The sequence below is a fragment of the Salimicrobium halophilum genome (genome assembly GCF_900100295.1).
Lineage (GTDB): Bacteria > Bacillota > Bacilli > Bacillales > Halobacillaceae > Salimicrobium > Salimicrobium halophilum.
The window spans coordinates 21,165-44,418 of sequence record NZ_FNEV01000010.1; the positions used below are offsets into that span (position 1 = coordinate 21,165).

The following is a 23,254-nucleotide window of genomic DNA, read 5'->3' on the forward strand; positions in this document are numbered from 1 at the left end:
GTCGTAGCTCGATCTGAAAAATGTGGAATCACCCCACTGAAAACTATATAAGAGGCTCGAATCTGAACTTCAGATTCGAGCCTCTTTTTACAAGCATAAAAAGCTTTTGCGAGACGTTCAAGCATATAAAGGCAACGTGAGTGGACCGCAAAAACCATACCTGTCCACTCACCAACTGAAATAGTTCCTGAACGTCCTGATTCAACAAAAGCGCGACACTCAAACAAGATTATCTTTCCTGAGTGTCGCGCAAAAAAACTCGGAGCATAAGAAAAAAGGACGCAGCAGCTATAGCGTCCTTTCGTCTCCACCCCGTTAACTTTCCGTATCGACCCCGTACCGCTCGGGGTCCGGTTTCGGAGAAAGAAGAGCCAGAATCGTCGCCGCTATCGGAAAGATGAGAATAGCGACGATCGCCTCCTGATATCCTCCGAACAAATCATAAAAGATACCGAACGGCAGCGGCCCCAGGGCTGACCCGATGACCATGACGGTTTGCGCCAACCCTTTGATACTCCCGAGGTGCATGCGCCCGAAATAATTCGGCCACACAATGTTCAAAGCGATTCTTTCAAACCCGTTCACCATTCCCCACACCACCGCGAAAGAGAATGCGAGAACGACAGAGTCCGTAAAGAACAGGAGTACCAGAGTAAGAATATGACCGGAAAACGTGATGGCGAGCACGTAGTGGATGGAAAAACGATCGGCCAAATAGCCCGTAAGAAACGTTGTCGGGAAACCGACTACCGCCATGACTGTCAAAATCGTCGCCGCTATTCCGACACCGAGCCCTTTCATGTCCATGATCGATACGATATGGAAGGTAACGGCTGTATTGACGAGTGCCGGAACCATCACACAGAAGAGAATGAACCAGAAGGTCCTTGTCTGCATCGCCTGCTTCAGCGTCCAGCTCACTTCACTGATTTCTCCGCTGATATCCTCTTCCCCGGGCTTCCTTTGAGGAACGCCGTCCGGTCGCGCTCCCACATCACCAGGCTGGTTGCGGACCAGCAAAAATGCGAGCGGCACGAAAATCACGAGAATGGAAATACCGAGCACGACCCATGCCGTACGCCATCCGAACGATTCGATCAGCCAAGCATTCAGAGGCGGGAACAAAGCGGAACTGGCGAAGGTACCGATGGCCATGACACTCAAAGCCCGGCCCCGCTTTTTGATGAACCATTGAGGGACAAGTGTATTCGGCACCAGCGTCATCGACCCCTGTCCGAGAAGGCGGATCAGGAAAAAGCCGATGAACATCATGACCGGGCCCATGATGGCGGAATTCCAGAACAAGGCAAGAGCCAGTCCGGTACCGACACCGATCATCATGACCCGTTGCCCGAAACGATCCACCATCCTCCCTACCATGAATAGGGTGAATCCGGCCGCTAAAGTAGCTACAGAATATAAGCCGGACACCATGGAACGGCTGAATCCGAAATCCTCGATATAGTAATCTATGAAAATCGAATTGGAATAGGTTTGTCCCGGCCCTGAGAAAAACACGCCAAGGGCCGCCACGAAGACGATCACCCATCCGTAATAGAATCTGGTATGTATCGGTGGTTTTTGATTCATGTTAAAGCCTCCTTCTTTAAAGCGAAGATTGCGAAATTACTCCCACTTCTACCTTTTTTCTGCTCAGAAAAAAAGCGGGTCGCCCCGCTTTGTCTGGTAATTATTCCATTATATCTCTTTCCCCTCATCCATGAAAGCGTTCGCTACTTCATCTGCTTCAGCATTTTCCCGATGTCCTGGATGACCGGTGTGATCTGCTTCACTGTATCAAGCACCTGATTCGTCGTGGTCAGAAGTTCATCCATATCAATCGACTTCGAAGGCGGGTCCTCTTCCATGGGTGGATACTCCGGAGGATAAGGAGGCCATCCTTTTGGCGGATACATACATCCCCTCCCCTTTCTACCTTTATATCTCAACTATATGTACACTTCCCTGAAATGTGAAAAGGGCCGGGAGTTCTCCCGCGCCCATTTTCAAACAGCCAATTTCTTCTTCAATCTATCCCTCTGTACTCCGAGAACCTTCTCCCCTTCCACGAAAGTCACCGGCGTGCCGTATACACCTTCCTGTTGCATCGTTCTGAGGTTTTCAAGGTTTCCGGTGACGGTCTTCTCTTCGTAAGTCACGCCCCAGGAATCAAGTAGCTCTCTGACTTTATCACATTGGGCACATGGTTCACTCGTATACAAAACTACTCGTTTTCCGCTCACTTTCAATCCCTCCTGGATGCCTTGTTTTTTCTGTCTAGTGGCGGAACAAATCCTCCACAGGAGTATCTCCTTGCACTACGTCGAAACTCTTATCTTCTGCTTTCGGGTGCGTCAATGCCGCGACAAGTACAGCCGCCACATCTTCTCTTGCTATGGATTCGCCTCCGTTCACATGTTCACTGAGAAAGACCGTCCCCGTCCCATCTTCATTCGTGAGCGGACCTGGGCGTACGATCGTATAAGGTACCCCTGAAGATTTCAGATATTCATCAGCTCTATGTTTAGCGAACAAGTAGTGTTTGATTTCGCGGTTCCCTGCTTCCGGGCGATCCGCTGCCATGGAACTCAGCATCACGAAGCGTTGCACCCCGAAGTGTTTCGCACGGTCGATAGCCTTGATAGCGCCCTCCTGATCGATGATGATCGTCATCTCTGCTCCTGTATCTGCTCCTGATCCCGCAGCGAAGATGACGGCATCGACGTCCGCATAGGCGGATTCGAAATCTTTCTCCAGATCTCCGAGCACGGCCGAGACCCCATCCTTCTGAAACATCTCTTTCTGATCTTTGGAACGTACCATCGCAACAGGCGTATAGGATGTCGTCTGTTTCAATTTCTCTACCACAAGCTTCCCTACTCTTCCTGCTGCTCCTATAACTAGAACTTTTATCAGAAACACCTCCCCAACACGTGTCTATGCCTCTCCCATACCCTTTCCATCAGCAGGAAAAACCAACGAAAATGCATAACGTCAGCGTTGGGCCTGTTTTTCTGACATTTCTCCATTAAAAAAAGCAGAAGAGTTCCCTCTTCTACTTCTTCAGCTCATCCGCAAACATTCCGAGCTTCTTCAACAGCGGAATGATCTGTTCTTTTTCCTCATCGGTCAGACCACCCATCACCGTCTCCAGACGCTTCCAGTGATCAGGGAAAATCTGATTCAACAACTCTTTCCCTTTATCCGTAATTGCCGCGTAAGTAATCCGGCGGTCTGTCGGACACGGGACCCGTTCCAGGTACCCCTTCTTCTCGAGTTTGTCCACGACGTACGTAATACTTCCGCTCGCGAGCAGAATCTTCTCTCCTATCTTCTGTAGCGGCTGCTCTCCCTGGTGATAGAGAAGTTCCATCACCCCGAATTCTGTCGGGTTCAAGCCATGCTTTTGTATATCATCTTTCGCCAGATCGGCAATCGCTCTTTCCGCTTTCGCCAATACGACGAACAATTTCAAGGAAGGGTCTTCTTTTTTCTTTCTGTATAACTCCTGTTCGTCCATACGCTTCGTCCTCTCCTGTATAATATCGTTAACGTTAGTATAGATATCCCCTTTCTCCCGTGTCAAACCTATTCTATTTCCGTCACCTGTGTCATAATGACGGTAGTATATACAGAAAGCGGTGAGAATTCTTGCTTGAAGATACAGGAGAAAGGGTCATCCCTGAATTTATGAGCCCCGAGAACATGCTGTTGCTCGAACATATGGCACGATATCAATTCGCCCTGCCGCACTTGTACGGTCGTGTCCTCGATCTTTCCTGCGGGGCAGGGTACGGAACTCATATGATAGCCAAACACAGAAAGAAAGAAGTCGACGAAGTCGTCGGTGTAGACATCGATGAAGAAATCATACGCTACGCCAAAGGGAAATACTATCATCCCAAGTCTTCCTTCCAGGTGCATAATGCCATCGACCAGGAGCTTCCTGAAAAACTCGGCACCTTCGACTCTATCGTAAGCTTCGAAACGATTGAACACATCGAAGAAGAACAGGAACTGCTACGTAACTATTACCGACTTCTGAAACCCGGAGGCACGCTGATCGTTTCCACTCCTTTCGGCGAAGGACGCGGCATTCCCTCCGGATCGAAATTCCACGTCCATCAGCTGACCGTGGAAGAATTTAAGAATCTATTCGAGGATTACGAAGAAACATCCTTCTACTATCAAAAAGGCGTACTGATCGAACCCCGGCGTGAGAACATCCATTATCCGCTTGGGGTAGCTATATCGAAAAAAGCTCAGTCAGAGAAAGCTACATGAGTCCCCTGGTTCCCTACGAGGAACGAGAGATGTTTCGGGAGAAGGTGGATTTCAGCAGGAGTCTCACCTTCTATCTCCCCGTCTCTGTCCACTTCTTCGACAGGGTCCGAAGAGATCTTGATGTGAGATGCTTTGGCATACGCCAGCTCCCGGAAATTATCTTCATTCGTCCACGGCCGGTTCATCGTCATCAGCTCCCGGAACAGACGGAAATTCGAATCTTTCACGACCATGATGTTGAAATAGCCATCATCGAGTTTGATGTCAGGGTCAGGCACCTGCCTCGTACCTATGAACCCTCCGTTCATCACCATGAGCATGACGGCTTCCCCTTCCATCTCTTTCCCATCCAGATCCAGCTTGTAAGAGAACGTCTCCGCTCCACTCATCGTCTTGAAAGCACTGATGAAATAACTGAGTACCCCGAGACTATCTTTCTGGTCTTCGTCGATATTATGAGATGTCTTCGTGACGAGACCGATCCCCCAGAAGTTCGCAAAATATTTGTCGTCCGCTTTTCCGATATCCACTTCCTTCGCTTCCCCCTTCACAAGGGCGCGGGCTGCCTGAGCAAGATCCATCGGAAGTCCGAGCGTCCTCGCAAAGTCGTTACACGTTCCTGCCGGAAGAACCCCGAGAAGCGGCGCATTCTCTTCCTCAGCGAAGATGTTGACACATTCGTGAACGGTTCCGTCTCCCCCAAGAATAAAAAAAACTTCAATTTCCTGTTTATATTTATCTGCTGTGAGGTATAAATCATCGATGTCTTCCGTTTGTACGGTGATCAGCTGTTTCACTTCCGCCGCGAGCACCGGCAGCACCTGTGCCAGGCTATGTTCGATCTCTTCATTCCCGGCATTCGCATGATAGACTAATAGTCCTTTATTGAAACGGGGCATGAGAATTTCCTCCTCTATATGTACACACTAAGGATATCATTTCCTTTCTCTCCCTTCCTTAAACTTGAAGCAGAGGGAAATAACCTACCTTAACGTCTAGTAAGTTATGACAAATTCAGTTAAAATGGTTTAAGAATAGACACAGCAAAAAAAGGATGGAACTAATGATATATTCAGTGAACCTTTGGAAGTTATTTTGGAAACGGGACCAGGAATTGTGGAAGCTGAAACAGGCGGAGCGGATCCGTAACGTATGGAACATGCTGTTCGTTCTGTTATTTGCCACAATCCTCACCTTTGTATGGACGGCCTGGATCGGTCTCGGAACAGACCCGATCTCCGCTAATATGCTAGAACTCAACCGCCTGGAATATGAATGGAGAAAGGCATGGTTCATGCTTGGACGGATAGGATACGCGCTACTCTTCTATTCTTTCATCCTTTTTTTCTCGACCCTTATATTCTGGCTTTTCAACACGGCTTCTTATAAAAGAATCATGATTATGCAGATGAACGTTCTTCTCCTTATGCTTCTTGAGCGTATCACGTGGATCCCGCTACTTACATATGCAGGACTGGACTGGTTCGTCTCCCCGCTTTCTTTCGGGGTGATCGCCTCTTATTTCACGGATCTTACATGGATCATTTACTTTTTCGGTGCAGTGTCTTTGTTCCAGTTATTCATCATCTGGTATCAGGTCGCCTCCCTGAAAAAAATGTCGTCCACACGCCCCGGATGGATCTGGACAGGGGTCATCATCTGGCACATCGTCTTGTGGTGCGGAACCGCTGCGCTTAGTTACTATGACATCGTACTCGTATATTTACTGAGATAATCCATAGAAAGAAGAGGGACATCGTATGACGAAAAAACAAAGAGTGATCAGAAGGATTGTCGGAGTAAGTATCATTCTATTCATCACCTTGAACGGGTTGCTCGTTTACTTCGACCAGAAGAACCGGGTCACGCAGAAATCCTATATCGAAGAATGGTCTCAATCCTTTACCGGAGACATATTCGAACGACTCGAGACCGAAGGGGTATTCGCCTCTTCCGACAAGAATAATGTCTATTTCGATCACGACCGGGGGAGCTTCCGGGAATTCCTTGTCGAAGAAGGGGACGCCGTGAACGAAGGCGATGATTTATACACGTATAAAGTACTCAACTATGCTTCGAGAGAAGCGGAACTCGAGTCGGAAATAGATCGATTGGAAGAAGACGTCGATGCCCTTGAAGAGTATATCGATGAAATCGAAGACTACGACATTCCCGAACCCGACACGGATATAGAAGATGAAGATTATGATCATCCGACTCCTTCCTCCTATGTGGAAGCCGAATTCGAACAGGAAGAAAAAGTCGCTGAAAAAGAGATGGAACTCGCCCAGAAAGAAGCGGAGCTTGCCATGGTGGAAGACCAGCTGGACCAGCTCGAAGATGAAGGAGAAACGATCACGGTCACCAGCGCTTTCGACGGAACGGTAACGGACATCTCAGAATCGCTTGAGGATCCGGTCCTGACTCTTCAATCCACCGAGTTGCTACTTCGCGGTAATTTATCAGAGGAAGAGAGAAAACAGGTCGAAGAAGAAATGACGACCATCGCAGAGATTCCGGAAGATGACATCGTCGTGAGCGGTGAAATTTCCACCCTTCATGAGTTCCCGGAAGAGACGAACCTTCACCTGACGAGCAGCTATCCGTTCGAAGCTGATGTCACTACGGACGATGAAGAAATCTTGCCTGGATACCACGCCGAGGTTGATATCATCACCGATGAATCCATCGACACGACCATCGCTCTCGACAAAGCTCTGATCAGTGACGAGAACCTGTATGCATGGGTCATGAACGAAGAAGGTCTACTGGAGCGACGCTCGATCGCAACCGCGTTGAAAGAAAAAAACCTGATTGAAGTGACAGAAGGACTGGAGTCGGGAGAATGGCTGGCCGTCGAAGAAGAAGATGAGTTCCGCAACAACGCTCCCTTCCTTACACCTCTGGACACGGAAAATCTGGATGTCAGCCGCCTGTTCGCCCTGGAATCCGAAACGATGATCACGTACGGCTTACTTGGTCTCATCAGTCGCTGAGCCACCGATTCCACAAAGCACTCTCCTCCTTTTGCGGGGGAGAGTTTTTTATTTGCATTTCCGCTATCCTGGTGCCACGATGAAAAGGAGAACACCCTTCTATAACAACCTTTTTTTCGCACCAATAGAAAGGAAAGATATACAATGAAACTAAGCGTCTTGGATCAATCACCTATTCTGGCAAATACAAACCCGACACAAGCCCTCGAACAAACGACGGAGCTTGCATCAACGGTCGATCAGCTCGGGTTCCACCGTTACTGGGTGTCGGAGCATCACAGCACCAATAGTCTCGCCGGATCGGCACCGGAAATCCTCGCGGCGCATCTGGCAGCCCACACAGAAAACATCCGCATCGGTACAGGAGGGGTACTTCTCCCCCACTACAGTGCTTATAAAGTAGCGGAGAGTTTCCGCGTACTCGAAACACTGCACCCGAACCGTATCGACGTCGGAGTCGGACGTGCCCCGGGTGGCATGCCGAATGTGAACCTTGCTCTTAACCGCGGAAAGCTTCCGAGAGTCGAAGATTACCCGAAACAAGTGGAACAACTGATGGCCTACCTGCATGGAGAAGACCCGGCACAGATGGATGTGTATGCTACTCCTCAGGGAGAAACGAGTCCTGATGTATGGATGCTCGGCTCCAGCGGGACCAGCGCTCGTCTGGCAGCGGAACTAGGTACGTCCTACTCCTTCGCTCATTTCATCAATGGACACGGAGGGATGGGGGCGATGGATCGCTATAAGAATAATTTCGCCCCTTCCATCCAGCAATCCACACCGAAAGGGAACGTATCCGTCTTTGCGGTATGTGCGGAAACGACAGAACAGGCAGAGTATCTGGCTTCGAGTTTAGACCTGGCTCTCCTGCAAATCGAACAGGGAGGCATACGTAACAACTTCCCCACTCCGGAGGAAGCGATCAATTATCCGTACTCCCTCTTTCAACAGGACAGAATCCAGGAAAACCGGAAGCGGATGATCATCGGAAATCCTTCGACGGTGAAAGAAGAAATCGAATCTCTCGCAGATGCTTATGGTGTAGAGGAAGTAATCGTGAATACAATCGTTTATCCATTTGAAGAACGCATTCGCTCATACAGACTGATTGCAGAAGCGTTCAATCTGGTATAGGGAGGGATTGGCATGCTTGCCATTGACCATATTGTTGTCACAACTACAGAACCGGAACAGGATCGTTTTCAGTTCACGTCCCACTATGGACTTAAAGGTACAGCCGGCGGAGAGCATCCGGAATGGGGAACGCACAACGAGCTCTGCTTTTTCGACAATCGGTTCTACATCGAATGGCTTGGAGTGACGGACGCTTCTAAAGCAGAGGGGTCCGGCAATCCATTGATCCGTCAGATGATGCAGCAGCAGACCGGTGAAACGATACAAATCGCTCTTCGCACCGGCGCCATGGATGACTTCATCACCTATTACGAAGAATCCGGCATTGAGTACGAGGGACCTTTCCCAGGAGCTCGAAGACGTACAGATGGCTCCCTGCTTGAATGGCGCATGCTTTTCCCGAGACATGAAGAAGTCGGTCTCCCTTTTTTGATCGAATGGAAAGGGGACAATTTCCCTACTGACCCGGTATATATCAATCCGCTGTCCAGTACAATGGTGGAATACGGGACAAATAAGGATCGCAAAGATGCTTCTCGGATTTTCCGAAATATCTTCCGTTTCTCTGATGAGGATTCTCCGGGCTTCCCTTTATCCAATGGCCGGTTGTACGTAACAGAAGAAAAACACATAACGACATATCTCGATCATATGACACTGTAGTTGCAGGCTGAGGCCTGCAACTTTTTTGTATTTCACTGATTTAAAAAAGGAATTTTTATCCGATACTCCTAGTTGTCAGACATCATAAGACAAGGAGTGACAATTATGAAATACATGGGCGTAGCAATCGCTCTGTTCTTTACTATTCTTCTTACCGGATGTGCCGGGGAGTCCGCTCAATCCAAAGAAACTTTTAGTGCAGGACTGGTCGTAACGGATAGCGGTCTTGGCGACAATGCATTCAGTGACCTGGCGTTCCAGGGACTCGAACAGGCAAGAGACGAACTGGGCATCACCTTCGATTATCGGGAGCCCCTGGACGGGAACTACGAGGAACACCTTCGTACATTGGTGGAAGAAGAACACGATGTGATTATCGGCCTCAGTTTCAATATCCAGGAAGCGATGGAAACCGTAGCGAAGCAGCACCCGGATCAGAAATTCGTTTTGATCGATGCTCAATCTTCGCTTGATAACATCACCTCGATTACGTTCAAGGAAGATGAAGGCAGTTATCTGATCGGCATGATTGCCGGAATGAAAACACAAACGGATACGGTCGGATTCATCGGCGGAGAAGATATTCCGGTTATCCATAAATTCGAAGACGGATTCAAGGAAGGGGTACAGGCTGTGAACCCGGATGCTGAAGTTCTTACAGAATACAGCGGAACATTCGGAGATGACCAGCTCGGGAAACAATTGGCTGAGGCTATGATCGAGCAGAATGCCGATTATATATTCCCATCCGCAGGGTTCACCGGCGTCGGAGCGCTTCAGGCTGCCGAAGAAGCAGGAATCTATGCCTTTGGTGTCGACAGTGACCAGCACTTTCTTGCAGAAGACGCGGTCGTAACTTCTATGACCAAGAACTTGAACGTTGCAATTTTTGACATCGTGCGTCAAGCAGTGGAAGGCGAAGAACTTACAGGGGGAACCCTTACACTCGGCCTTGCTGAAGAAGGAGTCGGGCTTGCTCCGATACGCTTGATCGACCTCTCCGAAGACGAACAACGGATGCTTGATGAAAGGAGAAATGCCGAATGAGTATTAAGCGACGCCTTTATATCATGACCCTCATCCCTCTTATCCTGAGTATCGGACTGGTCACTTGGATCGTCATCCAGATGATGACCTTGCAGAACTCTTCCAAAGAAGACGTCGATGCCCTTCTGTCCGCTCAACAGATGAATAGCGAACTGATCGCGGCGGAACAGGCACTGAACAGCTATGCGGAAAATCCTTCCCAGGCAGCGAGGCAACAGGCACTTACAAAAATGGAGAATACGAAAGGGACGATCGGCGAACTTGAAACGTTGATCCAGACAGATGCTCAGGCACACTGGCTGGAAAGAGCCTCAGAGAAGTATGCATCGTGGAACGAAGCAGCGACTGCCGCTGTGGAAGCAAAAGATATCAATGAAACCCGCAGACAGGCTTCGCGAAGTGGCGGTATCGTAAATGATGCCTACAACCTGCAGCAGGTATCAGATGAGAATTATTCCGAGACTCTGGCCAATCAGCAGCAGTCGATTTCAAGCCTTATTACTTTCGCCATTGTAGCGGCCGTCATTCTGCTCATCGCTTCTCTCTTCTTCACGGCAAGACTCATCAGTCATATCGCTTCCCCTATCCGCCGTCTTGCGGAACAGGCAGAGCGTGCAGCAGATGGAGAATTGTCGGTGACGATCGAAATGGATGGAAACGAGCGGGATGAAATCGGTCAGCTCAAACAGTCGTTTCAAACGATGCTTACGAACCTGCAAAAAACGGTGGATTCCGTCAACTACATCGGGAAACGTGTCGAAACGTTCAGCAAAAGTCTGAATCAGGAAATGGAAACTTTATCGGAAGGAAGCCAGCAGGTCGCTTCTTCCACCGACGAATTGGCCCAGGGGAGTCAATCCATCTCTACAGACGTCCAGGACGTCGTTGTACTTACAGATCATATGAATGACCAATTTTCGACGAATGCCGAAGAAAGCAAAGCCTCGTCAGAAGCAGGAGAAACGGCGATTGCAAGTATCAAAGAAGGAAGGAAAGCGATCGAAGAGCAGAAGCATTCCATGAACGAAAGTCGCGCTTCCTTAAATACCGTGAAAGAATCTGTCGACCGCTTTACGGAGTACACAGACCAGATTGAAAAAGCTGTGCATCTCGTAAACGACATATCAGAACAGACCAACCTGCTCGCCTTGAACGCCGCCATCGAAGCGGCACGGGCCGGAGAGCACGGAAAAGGGTTCGCCGTCGTCGCAGAAGAAGTTCGCAAACTCGCAGATCAGTCGACGAACGCCACCTCCGACATCGCCCGTATGGTGGAACAGATCAAGTCGGGCGTTACGGCCATCCATAGCCAGACCGAAGAAACCATTGCAGCGAGCGACAAACAGGCGAAAGCCGTAGAAACATCAGACACCTCGTTCACCGATATCCAGCAAAACGTGGAAACGATGAATGAACGCCTGCAACAACTCGCAGCGAATATGGAAGCATCCCGCGAACAAAGTGAACAGGTAGCCGCTTCGATGCAGAACATCAGCTCCATCACCGAAGAGACGGCCGCCGGCACCGAAGAAATCTCGGCATCCGCCGAAGAACAGCAACGCTCCTTCCGCAGTATGCAGGAAGAAACAGGCCAGCTCGAAACGATGATCGAAGACTTGAATCAGCAGCTTAAACGTTTTTCATAACGGAAAAGTGGAGAAGGCCCGCTTAGAAACTTCAGTCATAAGCAACTTGGTCAACGAAAGATGCTCTTCCTTTCTTTGATCCGAGTTGCTTATGGCTCGAGTTTCTGGCCTTCGTAGCTAGACATATAAAAGCGGAGAAGAACGCTTAGAAGCTCAAATATAAGCAGACAGCTCTGGCTTCGAGCGTTCTTTCTCGAAACAGAGGTGGCTGCTTATATTTCGGGTTTCTGGGCTTCGCAGCTAGACATATAAAAGCGGAGAAGGCCCGCTTAGAAACCAAAAATGCTTTTACGCACCGCTCACGAAGGAGTATCTGTCCCGAGTGTACCGCAAATAACCTTTGCCACCCATTCACCCACGATTTTCGCACGCGAACGGTGCAATACGAAAAGAACGGGACACTCACGCCAGAAATCCTGACTTGAACGTACCGCAACGACCAATTTCAGCACAAGCACTATCTGGGACCCGATCTACCAGTTCTTCCTGAATACCACCCCGGCTCCAGACGGGGTGGTACGGGCATATAATCTTTTAGGCACCGTTCACGAAGGAGTATCTGTCCTGAGTGTACCGCAAATCTCTTTGCCACCCACTCACCCATGATTTCCGCACGCGAACGGTGCAATACGAAAAGAACGGTACACTCACGCCAAAAATTCTGACGCGAACGTACCGCAACGACCAATTTCAGCACAAGCACTACCTGGGACCCGATCTACCAAGTCTTCCTGAATACCACCCCGGCTCCAGACGGGGTGGTACGGGCATATAGTCTTTTACGCACCGTTCACGAAGGAGTATCTGTCCCGAGTGTACCGCAAATCTCTTTGCCACCCACTCATCCACGATTTCCGCGCGCGAACGGTGCAATACGAAAAGAACGGTACACTCACGCCAAAAATTCTGACGCGAACGTACCGCAACGACGGAAAGCAAACAGCCGTCCATCATCAAAAAAGCGTGAGACCTGAAGCAACTCTTCAGATCTCACGCTTTTCTTTTTACAAACTCTCCGCCAAGAAGCCTTCCACTTCTTCCGGTGTTTTTGCATTCGCGCTATGCAAGTGAGCGATCTTTTCCCCTTTTTGGAAAATAAGAATACTCGGAATCCCCATTACTTCATACTTCTGAGCGGGTTCCGGCAAGTTGTCGTTGTTCACGACAAACCACTCGTAGTTGTTATACTCTTCCAGAATGTCTCCGATGAACATGTCCATCCGCTTACAATCCGGGCACCATTCCGCTTCGAACTTCAGGATAACCGGTTCTTCGCTTTCGATTGTCGCTTGAAACTGCTCTGTTGTATTGATCTCTTTCATCATAATCCCCTTTCTACTACCTGTTACTTATACTCTACACGACCAAGGCCCCACGCAGCAAACAAACCGCCGATAAATGCCAGAACACTGATCAGCAGCATCAGGGTATCTCCGGACAAACCGGGATAAATGACGACGACGGAGCCGAGCACAAGGCCGATGATCACAGCGTACGTCCCTGACGTATAATGATCAAGAAAGAACTTCACAATCTTACTCATAACGATGATACCGATAGCGATTCCGGCACCAACGACTGCAATGACGTCCAGCTGCAGGTTAGAAATCCCTTCAATCACTGTCGTGTACACACCGATGATCAGCAGAATAAAGGAGCCGCTGATCCCCGGGAGTATCATCGCACTACTTGCAATCATCCCTGACAAGAATAATAGAGCATACATTCCTGTCGATAAATTGTTCATCGCCTCTGATTCCTCCGGCTGGAAGAAAGCGAGAGAACTTACCACGAGAGCCCCTATCAGCATCAAGATATAGTGTTTCGTTCTGAAATTATGCTTCACGTCGGCTTTATGACTGAGAAACGGAAGCACCCCGATAATCAAGCCTAAAAAGAAAAACTTCGTCTGCGCCGGATAGTGTTCAAATAACCACTCAATCACATTCGCCAGTAACAGAATAGACGTGACAACACCGAGTCCGAGCGGCAGAAGGAAACGGAGATGCCTCTTCCATTCCTTACTGAAAAATCCGTTGATCGCTTCAATCAGACGATCGTAAATGCCAAGCACTACCGCTATCGTACCGCCGCTGACGCCCGGAACGACGTCACTCGCCCCCATCATCAGTCCGCGGTATATATTCTTCCATTCCCACATATGCCAGGTTCTCCTTCATCTACAATTATAGTAATCTTCCTCATTGTACCAAATTATTCTACAAAGCCAACAATAAGTACCACACATTCATAATGATCAAGACAAATGTGACAATCTTCTCCACCATCGAGCCGGTTTTGAACGTCACAAAGAAGCTCCAGTGCTTTTTACTGAACGGATAAAATAGAGGAATCCCCCTCTTTGTGATAAAATCCGCGAACAAGTGGGAAGCTGCTCCGGTCACAAGGCCTCCGAAGTAATACCAGGGAAGCCCGATCAACCATTGCACGAAGTAACTGTATCCCACGAGAAACAAAAGAAAGAACAACGAGTGCGTCATCTTACGGTGTCCCCGGATCATCAACAATATAGGCAACAAAAGCATTACGAACGTTTTCAAAGGTTCTCTGTATGTATCGAACAAAGCTGGAGCGAATAGATAGACGCCCAGTGCAATGGTAAATAACGTGATCAGAATCCGCCAGAACTTCTGCCCGAGTCTCGAACGCGGGGTATCGATATCAGGAACAAGCGCTCCGAATAAAACGAACATAAAAAAGACGATCATCTCTAGTGGCCGCTCGGGTAAGAACGGGAGGGCCGGAAGCAGAGTGACTGCAGCGACTCCGAACGAGAACCCGACGACCTGGTGTCCCGGTGCCATCATGATAGAAAACCTCTTTCCTCAAACATACATTCGCCTTTTATCATACCGCACTTTTTCCGGACACACAAAGAAACCCGGACAGTTTCCCTGCCCGGGTCTTTCTCATGTATTATTCGGCCGTTACGTTCAGTTCCACGTCGATGTTTCCGCGTGTCGCTTTGGAATAAGGGCACACTTTATGAGCTTCTTCCGCGAGCTCTTCCGCCTCTTCCTGGGAAACACCTTTCACCTTCACGTTAAGGACGACACCTACTTTGAACCCTCCGTCTGCAGGGTCTTTCAGCAGGCTTACATCTCCTGTGATTTCAGAATCGATGTCTTTTTTCTTTTTATCAGCTACCAAATTCAATGCACCGTCATAGCATGCAGAATATCCGGCAGCGAATAGCTGTTCAGGGTTCGAACCTTTCTCATTACTTTCACCTGGCTGTACCAGATTAAGATCGATCAAACCATCATCGGATTTTACGTGGCCATTACGGCCGCCTTGCGCGGTTGCGTGAGCTGTGAACATTACATCGCTCATTGGTTAATCACTCCTTGAATTTGATATTTCTTCTTCCCTTACATTGTATACCTTGTCTCTCGGAATTTTAAACCTCATCTTCGACTTCATATTCTTCTTTCAGGGACTCGGGAGCCATTTTGACGATCTGCTGCAGAACAAATGTAAGAACAGCCACATCATCGACGATTCCGAAGAATATAAGGAAATCCGGGATGATATCCCAGGGGAAAATGATATACAATAGCACTAATCCCGCCGCTCCCCACTTCTTGACCCCTTTCACTTCCCGGGAACGGAAAAAGGAAAGGACGAACGGGATCGATTTACGGAACTGGAACAGAAACTTTATTCTTCTCCAAAACTTCATTGCTTCGCCTCCTGTTTCGTCTTAATTGCCTATCAAACTTGTATGCTTTACCATATGAAGGGAAAGTGCGGTTTTTTAGAGGAGGAACCAACGTGAAAATTGTATTGCTGAACGGTACGATTACCGGTACGAAAACCGAACGACTGTTATCGGTCGTAGACACGTATATACGAGAAGCATCTCCCGATATGGAAATAGAAAATGTCGACCTGAAAAACTACGACCTTCAGTTTGTCGATGGTCGTCCCACAGAGGACTACAATGACGACATGCAGAAGCTGATCAACACAATCGAATCAGCGGACGGCTACATCATTGCGACTCCGGTGTTCCAGGGAGGAATCCCGGGAGTCCTCAAGAATTTATTCGATGCCATTTCCCCGCTCGCTATGAGGTATAAGCCTGTATCCATCGTAGCCACGGGAGGGACACTCCAGCACCACCTCGTCATCGAAAACCAGCTGAAGCCGATACTGGACTATTTCCGCTGTCTGATTACACCAAACTACGTTTATGCCCATCCCGGACATTTCACGGACGATAAACAGCTCGATAATGAAGAGGTGAAGAACCGGTTGCGGGAACTCTCCCAGGTCTTTTTAAGATATCTGCAGATGGGACGTGACCTTTCCCCTTACAAATCGAACCTGTCCCAATAAGAAAAGCACCCTTTTCCGGGTGCTTTTTCTTACGTGTTAAGTACTTTACGGACATAATTCTGTGTTTCTTCGAATGGAGGAATACCCCCGTATTTATCTACGTTCCCGGGACCTGCGTTATACGCAGCGAGAGCGAGCTGCTCATCCCCGTCGTAACGGTTCAGCATATCCCTCAAGTACATCGTACCGCCCATGACGTTATCCTTCGGGTTCATCGGATCTTCCACCCCAAGGCCTGCCGCTGTCGCCGGCATCAGTTGCATCAGCCCCTGAGCTCCTGCATGACTGACCGCCTGAGGGTTGAAGGACGATTCCGCTTGGACCACCGACCTTATCAGCTTTTCGCTCACCCCGAATTTCTCTGATGCTTCCCGGATGATGCCGTCGATATCCCCGGAACTCTGAGGAGTGGAAACATCTTTGATCTCAGGTGCCTGAGCATGGGAAAAAGCCTGGACAGGAGTCATCGATTTGGATGGCCCGGTCGCTGCAGATTCCAGATTGTTCATCGAAGCTTCCAATACACTTTGGAACATCATCTGCTGCATCCCCGACGTGAAAGAGCTCGCCTGTCTATTTCCCTGCAGAGCACTCATCGCCTGCATTTGTATCATGGATCGAAAATCAGTCATGTTGATCATTTCCCTTACCTCCGCTGCATGACGTTTCTTCCATAATACTCCACACGGGCGTAATCGACAACTGCTTTTTTCCCCTCTTTGAGAAGAAAGCTTCTATTATCCGAAGAACAGATCGAAGATGTTGCTTCCTGTGGACGCTTCCTTGTTGTAAAACTCCGAGTACCCACAGTTTTCACAGTAAATGACGGTGAACCGGTTGTTTTGGACATCGAACATTTTCGACAGGCCGGAACCGGTCATGGAGACATCCTTCGTTCCCGCTTCTGTACTTCCACACTTCACGCAACCTTTTTCATTTTCAGCCATAAACCATTCCTCCTTTTTCCTCTTGTACGAAACATGTCGGCTTAACGTTTCATTATTTTATTCGCCTCGCCGCCTGCTGAACTGGATCCCACACGCTGTTATAAGGAGGAGCGTAAGCAAGATCCAAGTCGAGCAGGTCGTCTGTTTTCATTTCATGATAGAGGGCTGTGGCGATGACATCGATCCGTTTATCCACACCATATGTTCCGACGATCTGAATCCCGAGAACCTGTTGTGTCTCCGGCTGATAGGTCATTTTGATCGACATCGGTGGCTCATCCGTATAATATCCGGCGGCATGGGTGGATTTTAAGAATACCGTTTCATATGGAATATTCTCTTTCTTCGCTTCCTCTTCCGACAGCCCGGTCTTTCCGATGGTAAGGTCGAAAAATTTGAGGACGGACGTCCCTACGATTCCTTTGAATGTCTGTCGTTTCCCACTCAGGACAAGTCCTGCGATCCGTCCCTGCTTATTCGCATGCGTGCCCAGTGGTACATAGTCGTTCCGCTCTTTGATGCGGTGGTATTGAACGGCACAATCCCCGGCTGCATAAATGTGCGGAAGATTCGTCTCCATGAAACGATTGACCTCAATTGCCCCGCTTTCTGTCGTGTGGACACCAGTGCCCGTCATGAATCCGACATTTGGTGCTACACCGGTCGCGACAATGACAAGATCCGTTTCGTACTCACCCTTGTCTGTCACTACTTTGCCAACGCGATCGTCTCCTTCAAGGCGTTCCACGGATTCCCTTAAGGTAAGGTGGACCCCTTGCTTCCGCGCTTCCTCTGCGATCATTTCTCCCATGTCTTCATCTACCATCGAAGCAGGATGATCACTCCGACTGATCAGGTGGACATCTTTCCCGATATCTTTGAAGTTTTCGGCGACTTCGAGTCCTATATATCCGCTTCCGATGACGGTTACCCTGGTCACATCACCATCCGTGTCTTCCACAATTTTCTCCACGTCCGGGATCGTCTTCAATACGTGGACCCCTTCCAGGTCACGGCCTTTCCATGGGGGAACAACGGGGCTGGCACCGGAAGCGACGAGAAGCTCATCATAGCTTTCTTCAAAATCTTCCCCTTTCCCGTCCGTGCCATATACCATTCTTTTATCACAATCGACGGAGGTGACTTCATGATTGATCCGGGCATCGATTCCGTATTTCTCACGGAAGGTCTCCACCTTTCTTGCAATCAGATCATCTGTCGAAGATACATCTCCCCCGATGACGTAAGGAAGTCCACACTGACCATAAGAATAGATCTCTCCTCTTTCCAATACGACGATTTCAGGATTCTCCGTATTCCTTACCACCTGCATAGCAGCGCTCATTCCCGCTGCATCTCCTCCAATCACGACTAACTTCATGTTCATTCCTCCTCTTAAAAAGGGAAATCGCGGTATCCGTTCATGACACCGATCCACTTCACTGTCGTAAACTTATCGAGCGCCCATTCGCCGCCGAAGCGTCCGATACCGGACTGTTTCTCGCCACCGAAAGCTACGTGCGCTTCGTCGTTCACCGATTGATCGTTGATATGGATCATACCGGTTTTCACCTGCTTCGCCACTTCGACGCCCCGGTGGACATCTCTTGTGAACACGGAACCGGACAGACCATAAGGGGTGCCATTCGCTGTCTCGATAGCTTCCTGTTCATCCGAAACCTTGATGACGGAAGATACCGGACCGAACACTTCCTCTTTCGCCAGTGCCTTTTCGTTGTCCATACCGGTCAGAATCGTAGGAAGCAGTACGTTCCCTTCCGCTTTTCCGCCGCTCAGCAATGTAGCACCTTCTTCTACCGACTGATCGATACCTTTCAGGATACGTTCCACTTCATCCTTTTCAATCAAAGGACCGACAAGGGTCTCGGAATCGCTCGGGTCCCCGTAAGGCAACCCTTCCACTTTCTCTTTGAATTTCTTCACGAATTCATCGTGTACATCTTCATGCACGATAATCCGGTTCAACGACATGCAAATCTGCCCCTGGTGTAAATACTTTCCGAACGTCGCCGCTTGAACAGCCTGCTCGATATCCGCATCTTCAAGAACGATCATCGCATTGTTGCCGCCGAGTTCGAGCGCCGTATCTTTGATATGTTTCCCTGCAAGCTCTCCGATATGACTGCCGACTTCTGTAGAACCGGTGAAGGAGAACATTTCCGGAATATCATGGGTGATGAACGCATCCCCGATTTCCGACCCACGACCCACAACGACGTTTACGAGTCCTTTCGGAAACCCTGCTTCCTCAGTAAGTTCTGCAAGAAGAAGCCCTGATGTGACCGGCGTATTCGATGCAGGTTTGATGACCACACTATTACCGGTCGCAAGAGCAGGGGCGAGAGACCTTGTAGTCAGGTGCAGCGGGAAGTTCCATGGTCCGATAACACCGATGACTCCCTTCGGATCACGATATACCCTGTTTTCTTTTCCAGGGGTGTTCGAAGGAAGGATTTCCCCTTTCATACGCGTCGGGAAAGAAGCGGACTCTGAAATGATATCAAGAGCCGCACTGAACTCCACTTCCGCTTTCACTTTCGTACTGCCCGACTCTCTTACCAGCCAGTCTATGATTTCATCTTTTCTTTCTTTCATAACGTTGATCCAGTTCAGGAACAGCTCCCTTTTTTCTGCAGGGGTCTTTCCGGCCCATTCTTTCTGCGCCTGGTCCGCAGCTTTATACGCTTCATCCAGGTCCTCCTCGTTCGCTGACGGGATGGACGCTATATGTTCATCGTTGTAAGGATTGATATTTTCGATTCGTTTGTCGCTCGATCCTTTTTTCCATGCTCCGTTTATATATTGATGAATGTACTCTTTCATTGTGTCGCCTCCTGTAGGATTCATTATCTTCTTCGATTATTCACTTTTCGCTCCCCTCTCAAACATTCACCTCCACGGATAGATGGAACGCAATCATTGCTTTCGTCAGCACATATGTTATTATATGAACATATGATCATATAAGGAGGTAAAGACATGGGACATCACCATCATCACCACGATACGACTGGCAATATAAAGGTCGCTTTTTTCCTCAATTTCTTTTTCACCATCATTGAGCTGATCGGCGGTATCCTCACGAACAGTATCGCCATCATATCGGACGCCCTGCACGATCTGGGAGATTCCCTTTCCCTCGGGCTCGCATGGTTTCTGCAAAAATTCTCGAACAAAGATATGTCCCACGACTTCTCATTCGGCTACAAACGCTTCTCTCTACTTGGGGCGCTCATCAATAGTGTCGTTCTGATCGTCGGGTCGGTTTTCATTCTGACAGAAGCGATTCCCCGCCTTTGGAATCCGGAAACGCCGAACACCCTCGGAATGATGGGGCTGGCCGTCCTCGGTATCATCGTTAACGGAGCGGCCGTCTTCCGACTTCGCGGTGGAGATTCCATGAATCAGAAGGTCATGTCCTGGCATATGCTTGAAGATGTGTTGAGCTGGGTCGCCGTCTTCTTCGTAGGACTGGCGATGACATTCTTCGATTTGCCGATCCTCGACCCTCTCGCTTCCATCGGGATTACGCTGTTCATCTTATACAACGTCGTCATCAATCTAATTAAAACGATGAGGCTATTCCTTGAAGCAGTGCCGGAATCTGTAGATATCGGGAAAATCATCAAAGACATCGAGGCCCTTCCCCATGTGCAATCGACGCACCACACCCACCTGTGGTCGCTCGACGGAGAACACCATGCATTCTCTACCCATGCCGTTGTTCCATCGAAGGCGACGAAGGACGAAGTGTGTGAAGTGAAAGAATCGATAAAATCGATCGTCGATTCCATTCACCTGGATCATTTGACGATTGAAATCGAATACGAAGACGAGTTTTGCAGCATGTCCGAGGAGGGGTCCCATGCCTGAGGAATTGAAAGAAGAAACGGTCCAAAAAACGGCAGATACATTCAAAGTTCTATCCGATCCTACGCGAATCCGGATTCTTCACTACCTTTGTAAACAGGAATCCTCGGTGTCCGATATCGCTACGGAGCTGGATTTGAAACAATCGACGGTATCTCATCAACTCCGGACCCTTAAGCTTTTCCGACTCGTTACGTACCGGCGTGAAGGCACTACTCTTTATTACACATTCAACGACGATCACGTCATGCACACCCTGGAGCAGATGATTGATCACGTCGAAGAATAGCAGGAGGACTTCGATGATATTTCGCAAAACGAAAAAGGAAGATATAGCAGAAATCATGACAATCATTTCCGACGCACAGCAGAAATTCAGAGAAAATGACATTGATCAGTGGATCGACGGATATCCTGATGTGGTCACGATTGAAACTGATCGAGATCGGGGTGAGAGTTACGTACTGGCAGACGAGGATACAGTCGTAGGTACCGCTGCCATATCTTCTCTGGAAGAAAAGACGTATCGCACCGTTCACGAAGGAGAATGGCTCAGTGAGGATCCTTACCTCGTCGTTCATCGACTGGCTGTCACCGATGAGAGAAAAGGCGAAGGACTCGCTTCTGTGCTTCTAAAGAAAACAGAAGAACTCGCAAAAGCGGAGCAGATTACAAGCATCAAGATCGATACGCATCGGAAAAATGGTTCGATGCAGCGATTGCTGAAGAAGAATGGCTTCACGTACTGCGGCATCAACTACTTAGAAGATGACAGTGAACGTTTCGCCTACGAAAAAATCATTTAAAAAAGCGTCCGGAAAACTCTCCGGACGCCTCTTCTTTACATATCCAATTGTTCGGGTGTCTCTTTGCTGTCGTTCATGAGACGGATCGTTTCCGGAAAAATCTCCAGAACGATGAGTTCTTCATCGTCTTTACTGCTGAACCAGCGTTCCATTTCGTCGTTCCAGATCCAGTCTCTGATCTGTTCGTCGCTGCGGATCTGCGCCTGTCCCTGGATTTCAAGGAACGCATCTCCCGGTCCGTTTCCTTCATATCCGATGATGATATGGACGAATGGATTCTCCTCGATTTCTTCCGCTTTGTACGTTTCGTTACTCGTCGGGGTGAATAATGTCAGATTTTCGTCATTCCAGAACGTCATGAAACGGGAATGCGGCTTATTATTCTTCACGGTCGCCAGCGTACCCACTTTATGGTCTTTCAGAATTTCTTTGATATGTTGTTTCAGTTCTTCCTGATTCACTGTCATTTCTCCTTTCCGGTAATGAGACTCTTTACTAATATTTCCTTCGCTTTCTTCTCTTAAACCTCGTATCCCGAATGAAAGCGTAGCCCCTTACCCTTCTCTACCGGAACAGCGGGAGCCACGGAAGTTTTCTTCTTTCAAAAAATTCGCTATACTTGATATACAATCCGGGGATCCCCCTGGATATTCATCTACATAAACAAGGAGGAATTCACATGTCATTCGCTACAGCTATCAACTGCATGGACGGAAGGGTACAACTGCCGGTCATCCACTGGATGAAGGAAAAGTACGGAGTCGATTATATCGACATGATCACAGAAGCAGGACCGAACAAGGTACTACTCCAAGGGTCATCCAACCAACTGGAGGAAATCAAAAACAAAGTTCTCGTGTCTACGGAGAAACACGACTCCAAGGTGATCGCTATTGCAGGTCACCACGATTGTGCCGGAAATCCGGTGGATCGTTCCCAGAAGGAGAAAGAAATCAAACGTTCTGTCGAATTGATTGAAGAGTGGGACCTCGGCGTCACCGTTCTCGGACTATTCGTCAATGAAAACTGGGAAGTGGAAGTCGTAACGGAGTAAACACGAGTCCTGAGGAGGATGGCTATGACAGAATTCGTCGGATACTGTGCCTCCTGCGAGATGGAGATCTATTGCAGGGACGGATTTCTCGATGGCGTAATCGCGGAAGACAAGACGCTCTACTGTTTTGAATGTGGAGAAAATAAGTAGGAATTATCAGAAAAGTCATTGACTTTCTTCGAAGGTCAGCGTAGACTGTTGTTTAACAATTTAAAAATTCACGCAACTTCTTATCCAGAGAGACGGAGGGACTGACCCTACGAAGTCTCGGCAACCAGCGAATTCCACTCGCCCGGTGCCAAATTCAGAGCACGCCTGTGCGGAAGATGAGAAGGGATGCCTGGTTTGTTGTATGCCTATCCATACGATACTAAGCCCCTTTTCGCTACGTGCAGAAGGGGCTTTTTCATGCTTCAAAGGA

29 protein-coding genes and 1 riboswitch are annotated in these 23,254 nt (G+C 48.7%); of the genes, 13 read left to right on the forward strand and 16 right to left on the reverse strand.

What is annotated here, in order from left to right:
* Nucleotides 1-315: 315 nt before the first annotated feature.
* The 5 genes from BLQ44_RS13905 to BLQ44_RS13925 form a co-directional block, all read right to left on the reverse strand.
* Nucleotides 316-1,590, reverse strand: a complete 1,275-nt coding sequence (locus tag BLQ44_RS13905) for an MFS transporter (RefSeq protein ID WP_093194502.1) — start codon at nucleotides 1,588-1,590, stop codon at nucleotides 316-318.
* A 143-nt stretch (nucleotides 1,591-1,733) separates the two neighbouring features.
* Nucleotides 1,734-1,916, reverse strand: a complete 183-nt coding sequence (locus tag BLQ44_RS13910) for a hypothetical protein (RefSeq protein ID WP_093194503.1) — start codon at nucleotides 1,914-1,916, stop codon at nucleotides 1,734-1,736.
* A gap of 90 nt (nucleotides 1,917-2,006) precedes the next feature.
* Nucleotides 2,007-2,243 (reverse strand): glutaredoxin family protein, encoded by a 237-nt coding sequence (locus BLQ44_RS13915; protein ID WP_093194504.1) that lies wholly within the window; start codon nucleotides 2,241-2,243, stop codon nucleotides 2,007-2,009.
* A 34-nt stretch (nucleotides 2,244-2,277) separates the two neighbouring features.
* The gene (locus BLQ44_RS13920; RefSeq protein WP_281241427.1) at nucleotides 2,278-2,922 is read right to left on the reverse strand and encodes an SDR family oxidoreductase; all 645 of its coding nucleotides are present in this window, start codon (nucleotides 2,920-2,922) and stop codon (nucleotides 2,278-2,280) included.
* Nucleotides 2,923-3,055: 133 nt separating this feature from the next.
* Entirely contained in the window at nucleotides 3,056-3,520 is a 465-nt protein-coding gene (locus BLQ44_RS13925; protein WP_093194505.1) for a MarR family winged helix-turn-helix transcriptional regulator, read from the reverse strand.
* A 131-nt stretch (nucleotides 3,521-3,651) separates the two neighbouring features.
* Between BLQ44_RS13925 and BLQ44_RS13930 the strand changes: the two genes are divergently transcribed.
* A complete protein-coding gene (locus tag BLQ44_RS13930) occupies nucleotides 3,652-4,284 on the forward strand; it encodes a class I SAM-dependent methyltransferase (RefSeq protein WP_093194506.1) in 633 nt (210 codons plus the stop codon).
* Here the strand turns inward: BLQ44_RS13930 and BLQ44_RS13935 are convergent.
* Nucleotides 4,263-5,183 (reverse strand): diacylglycerol/lipid kinase family protein, encoded by a 921-nt coding sequence (locus tag BLQ44_RS13935; protein WP_093194507.1) that lies wholly within the window; start codon nucleotides 5,181-5,183, stop codon nucleotides 4,263-4,265. The two genes, BLQ44_RS13930 and BLQ44_RS13935, sit on opposite strands and share 22 nt — an antisense overlap.
* A 164-nt stretch (nucleotides 5,184-5,347) precedes the next feature.
* Here BLQ44_RS13935 and BLQ44_RS13940 point away from each other — a divergent pair, with 164 nt between their 5' ends.
* The 6 genes from BLQ44_RS13940 to BLQ44_RS13965 all read left to right on the forward strand — a co-directional run bounded on the left by BLQ44_RS13940 (nucleotide 5,348) and on the right by BLQ44_RS13965 (nucleotide 11,773).
* Nucleotides 5,348-6,019, forward strand: coding sequence for a hypothetical protein (locus tag BLQ44_RS13940; protein WP_093194508.1), 672 nt, complete (start codon nucleotides 5,348-5,350; stop codon nucleotides 6,017-6,019).
* A 25-nt stretch (nucleotides 6,020-6,044) separates the two neighbouring features.
* Nucleotides 6,045-7,280: an efflux RND transporter periplasmic adaptor subunit gene (locus tag BLQ44_RS13945; protein ID WP_093194509.1), complete on the forward strand. Its 1,236-nt coding sequence runs from the start codon at nucleotides 6,045-6,047 to the stop codon at nucleotides 7,278-7,280.
* A gap of 144 nt (nucleotides 7,281-7,424) precedes the next feature.
* The gene (locus BLQ44_RS13950; RefSeq protein ID WP_093194510.1) at nucleotides 7,425-8,417 is read left to right on the forward strand and encodes an LLM class flavin-dependent oxidoreductase; all 993 of its coding nucleotides are present in this window, start codon (nucleotides 7,425-7,427) and stop codon (nucleotides 8,415-8,417) included.
* A 12-nt stretch (nucleotides 8,418-8,429) separates the two neighbouring features.
* Nucleotides 8,430-9,080, forward strand: a complete 651-nt coding sequence (locus BLQ44_RS13955; protein ID WP_093194511.1) for a VOC family protein — start codon at nucleotides 8,430-8,432, stop codon at nucleotides 9,078-9,080.
* Nucleotides 9,081-9,185: 105 nt separating this feature from the next.
* Nucleotides 9,186-10,127 carry a BMP family lipoprotein gene (locus BLQ44_RS13960; protein ID WP_093194512.1) on the forward strand — a complete coding sequence of 314 codons (942 nt, stop codon included), beginning with the start codon at nucleotides 9,186-9,188 and terminating at the stop codon, nucleotides 10,125-10,127.
* Nucleotides 10,124-11,773: a methyl-accepting chemotaxis protein gene (locus BLQ44_RS13965; protein WP_093194513.1), complete on the forward strand. Its 1,650-nt coding sequence runs from the start codon at nucleotides 10,124-10,126 to the stop codon at nucleotides 11,771-11,773. Before BLQ44_RS13960 ends, BLQ44_RS13965 begins: the two co-directional genes overlap by 4 nt.
* A gap of 1,004 nt (nucleotides 11,774-12,777) precedes the next feature.
* Here the strand turns inward: BLQ44_RS13965 and BLQ44_RS13970 are convergent.
* The 5 genes from BLQ44_RS13970 to BLQ44_RS13990 form a co-directional block, all read right to left on the reverse strand.
* Nucleotides 12,778-13,095, reverse strand: a complete 318-nt coding sequence (locus BLQ44_RS13970) for a thioredoxin family protein (RefSeq protein WP_093194514.1) — start codon at nucleotides 13,093-13,095, stop codon at nucleotides 12,778-12,780.
* A 23-nt stretch (nucleotides 13,096-13,118) separates the two neighbouring features.
* Nucleotides 13,119-13,934 carry a DUF368 domain-containing protein gene (locus tag BLQ44_RS13975; protein WP_093194515.1) on the reverse strand — a complete coding sequence of 272 codons (816 nt, stop codon included), beginning with the start codon at nucleotides 13,932-13,934 and terminating at the stop codon, nucleotides 13,119-13,121.
* A 58-nt stretch (nucleotides 13,935-13,992) separates the two neighbouring features.
* A complete protein-coding gene (locus tag BLQ44_RS13980; protein ID WP_093194516.1) occupies nucleotides 13,993-14,601 on the reverse strand; it encodes a metal-dependent hydrolase in 609 nt (202 codons plus the stop codon).
* Nucleotides 14,602-14,710: 109 nt separating this feature from the next.
* Nucleotides 14,711-15,127, reverse strand: a complete 417-nt coding sequence (locus BLQ44_RS13985) for an organic hydroperoxide resistance protein (RefSeq protein ID WP_093194517.1) — start codon at nucleotides 15,125-15,127, stop codon at nucleotides 14,711-14,713.
* 67 nt (nucleotides 15,128-15,194) lie between these two features.
* Nucleotides 15,195-15,476 (reverse strand): YkvA family protein, encoded by a 282-nt coding sequence (locus tag BLQ44_RS13990; protein ID WP_093194518.1) that lies wholly within the window; start codon nucleotides 15,474-15,476, stop codon nucleotides 15,195-15,197.
* A gap of 92 nt (nucleotides 15,477-15,568) precedes the next feature.
* Here BLQ44_RS13990 and BLQ44_RS13995 point away from each other — a divergent pair, with 92 nt between their 5' ends.
* On the forward strand, nucleotides 15,569-16,135 hold the full coding sequence (locus tag BLQ44_RS13995) for an NADPH-dependent FMN reductase (RefSeq protein WP_093194519.1): 567 nt from the start codon (nucleotides 15,569-15,571) through the stop codon (nucleotides 16,133-16,135).
* Nucleotides 16,136-16,164: 29 nt separating this feature from the next.
* Here BLQ44_RS13995 and BLQ44_RS14000 read toward each other — a convergent pair whose 3' ends face one another.
* From BLQ44_RS14000 to BLQ44_RS14015, 4 genes are all read right to left on the reverse strand, one after another.
* Nucleotides 16,165-16,773, reverse strand: coding sequence for a lytic transglycosylase domain-containing protein (locus BLQ44_RS14000; protein WP_245688175.1), 609 nt, complete (start codon nucleotides 16,771-16,773; stop codon nucleotides 16,165-16,167).
* A 99-nt stretch (nucleotides 16,774-16,872) separates the two neighbouring features.
* Nucleotides 16,873-17,082 carry a zinc ribbon domain-containing protein gene (locus BLQ44_RS14005; protein ID WP_093194521.1) on the reverse strand — a complete coding sequence of 70 codons (210 nt, stop codon included), beginning with the start codon at nucleotides 17,080-17,082 and terminating at the stop codon, nucleotides 16,873-16,875.
* A gap of 52 nt (nucleotides 17,083-17,134) precedes the next feature.
* Nucleotides 17,135-18,463 (reverse strand): FAD-dependent oxidoreductase, encoded by a 1,329-nt coding sequence (locus BLQ44_RS14010; protein WP_093194522.1) that lies wholly within the window; start codon nucleotides 18,461-18,463, stop codon nucleotides 17,135-17,137.
* A gap of 14 nt (nucleotides 18,464-18,477) precedes the next feature.
* Nucleotides 18,478-19,926 carry an aldehyde dehydrogenase family protein gene (locus BLQ44_RS14015; protein ID WP_093194523.1) on the reverse strand — a complete coding sequence of 483 codons (1,449 nt, stop codon included), beginning with the start codon at nucleotides 19,924-19,926 and terminating at the stop codon, nucleotides 18,478-18,480.
* Between the two features lie 156 nt (nucleotides 19,927-20,082).
* Here BLQ44_RS14015 and BLQ44_RS14020 point away from each other — a divergent pair, with 156 nt between their 5' ends.
* Genes BLQ44_RS14020 through BLQ44_RS14030 form a run of 3 tightly spaced genes read left to right on the forward strand, consistent with a single transcriptional unit; the run spans nucleotide 20,083 to nucleotide 21,779 of the window.
* Nucleotides 20,083-20,976, forward strand: coding sequence for a cation diffusion facilitator family transporter (locus tag BLQ44_RS14020; protein ID WP_093194524.1), 894 nt, complete (start codon nucleotides 20,083-20,085; stop codon nucleotides 20,974-20,976).
* Nucleotides 20,969-21,262, forward strand: coding sequence for an ArsR/SmtB family transcription factor (locus BLQ44_RS14025; RefSeq protein ID WP_093194525.1), 294 nt, complete (start codon nucleotides 20,969-20,971; stop codon nucleotides 21,260-21,262). Before BLQ44_RS14020 ends, BLQ44_RS14025 begins: the two co-directional genes overlap by 8 nt.
* 13 nt (nucleotides 21,263-21,275) lie before the next feature.
* Nucleotides 21,276-21,779, forward strand: coding sequence for a GNAT family N-acetyltransferase (locus BLQ44_RS14030; protein ID WP_093194526.1), 504 nt, complete (start codon nucleotides 21,276-21,278; stop codon nucleotides 21,777-21,779).
* Nucleotides 21,780-21,814: 35 nt separating this feature from the next.
* On the opposite strand, the gene BLQ44_RS14035 is transcribed toward BLQ44_RS14030, so the two are convergent.
* On the reverse strand, nucleotides 21,815-22,240 hold the full coding sequence (locus BLQ44_RS14035; protein ID WP_093194527.1) for a pyridoxamine 5'-phosphate oxidase family protein: 426 nt from the start codon (nucleotides 22,238-22,240) through the stop codon (nucleotides 21,815-21,817).
* Nucleotides 22,241-22,458: 218 nt separating this feature from the next.
* Here BLQ44_RS14035 and BLQ44_RS14040 point away from each other — a divergent pair, with 218 nt between their 5' ends.
* Both BLQ44_RS14040 and BLQ44_RS16810 read left to right on the forward strand, forming a co-directional pair.
* Nucleotides 22,459-22,833, forward strand: coding sequence for a carbonic anhydrase (locus BLQ44_RS14040; protein WP_093194528.1), 375 nt, complete (start codon nucleotides 22,459-22,461; stop codon nucleotides 22,831-22,833).
* Nucleotides 22,834-22,857: 24 nt separating this feature from the next.
* A complete protein-coding gene (locus tag BLQ44_RS16810; RefSeq protein ID WP_281241428.1) occupies nucleotides 22,858-22,983 on the forward strand; it encodes a hypothetical protein in 126 nt (41 codons plus the stop codon).
* A 77-nt stretch (nucleotides 22,984-23,060) separates the two neighbouring features.
* A riboswitch (SAM riboswitch) is annotated at nucleotides 23,061-23,166 on the forward strand.
* Nucleotides 23,167-23,254 lie beyond the last annotated feature (88 nt).

Bases quoted from the DNA above. Each gene is read 5' to 3' on its own strand.
- BLQ44_RS14010 (WP_093194522.1), bottom strand. From the start codon at position 18,463: ATGAAGTTAGTCGTGATTGGAGGAGATGCAGCGGGAATGAGCGCTGCT.
- BLQ44_RS13975 (WP_093194515.1), bottom strand. From the start codon at position 13,934: ATGTGGGAATGGAAGAATATATACCGCGGACTGATGATGGGGGCGAGT.
- BLQ44_RS13950 (WP_093194510.1), top strand. From the start codon at position 7,425: ATGAAACTAAGCGTCTTGGATCAATCACCTATTCTGGCAAATACAAAC.
- BLQ44_RS13970 (WP_093194514.1), bottom strand. From the start codon at position 13,095: ATGAAAGAGATCAATACAACAGAGCAGTTTCAAGCGACAATCGAAAGC.
- BLQ44_RS13945 (WP_093194509.1), top strand. From the start codon at position 6,045: ATGACGAAAAAACAAAGAGTGATCAGAAGGATTGTCGGAGTAAGTATC.
- BLQ44_RS16810 (WP_281241428.1), top strand. From the start codon at position 22,858: ATGACAGAATTCGTCGGATACTGTGCCTCCTGCGAGATGGAGATCTAT.
- BLQ44_RS14030 (WP_093194526.1), top strand. From the start codon at position 21,276: ATGATATTTCGCAAAACGAAAAAGGAAGATATAGCAGAAATCATGACA.
- BLQ44_RS13960 (WP_093194512.1), top strand. From the start codon at position 9,186: ATGAAATACATGGGCGTAGCAATCGCTCTGTTCTTTACTATTCTTCTT.
- BLQ44_RS13935 (WP_093194507.1), bottom strand. From the start codon at position 5,183: ATGCCCCGTTTCAATAAAGGACTATTAGTCTATCATGCGAATGCCGGG.
- BLQ44_RS13965 (WP_093194513.1), top strand. From the start codon at position 10,124: ATGAGTATTAAGCGACGCCTTTATATCATGACCCTCATCCCTCTTATC.
- BLQ44_RS13990 (WP_093194518.1), bottom strand. From the start codon at position 15,476: ATGAAGTTTTGGAGAAGAATAAAGTTTCTGTTCCAGTTCCGTAAATCG.
- BLQ44_RS13925 (WP_093194505.1), bottom strand. From the start codon at position 3,520: ATGGACGAACAGGAGTTATACAGAAAGAAAAAAGAAGACCCTTCCTTG.
- BLQ44_RS13905 (WP_093194502.1), bottom strand. From the start codon at position 1,590: ATGAATCAAAAACCACCGATACATACCAGATTCTATTACGGATGGGTG.
- BLQ44_RS14005 (WP_093194521.1), bottom strand. From the start codon at position 17,082: ATGGCTGAAAATGAAAAAGGTTGCGTGAAGTGTGGAAGTACAGAAGCG.
- BLQ44_RS14015 (WP_093194523.1), bottom strand. From the start codon at position 19,926: ATGAAAGAGTACATTCATCAATATATAAACGGAGCATGGAAAAAAGGA.
- BLQ44_RS14025 (WP_093194525.1), top strand. From the start codon at position 20,969: ATGCCTGAGGAATTGAAAGAAGAAACGGTCCAAAAAACGGCAGATACA.
- BLQ44_RS13980 (WP_093194516.1), bottom strand. From the start codon at position 14,601: ATGATGGCACCGGGACACCAGGTCGTCGGGTTCTCGTTCGGAGTCGCT.
- BLQ44_RS13910 (WP_093194503.1), bottom strand. From the start codon at position 1,916: ATGTATCCGCCAAAAGGATGGCCTCCTTATCCTCCGGAGTATCCACCC.
- BLQ44_RS14020 (WP_093194524.1), top strand. From the start codon at position 20,083: ATGGGACATCACCATCATCACCACGATACGACTGGCAATATAAAGGTC.
- BLQ44_RS13985 (WP_093194517.1), bottom strand. From the start codon at position 15,127: ATGAGCGATGTAATGTTCACAGCTCACGCAACCGCGCAAGGCGGCCGT.
- BLQ44_RS13955 (WP_093194511.1), top strand. From the start codon at position 8,430: ATGCTTGCCATTGACCATATTGTTGTCACAACTACAGAACCGGAACAG.
- BLQ44_RS14040 (WP_093194528.1), top strand. From the start codon at position 22,459: ATGTCATTCGCTACAGCTATCAACTGCATGGACGGAAGGGTACAACTG.
- BLQ44_RS13940 (WP_093194508.1), top strand. From the start codon at position 5,348: ATGATATATTCAGTGAACCTTTGGAAGTTATTTTGGAAACGGGACCAG.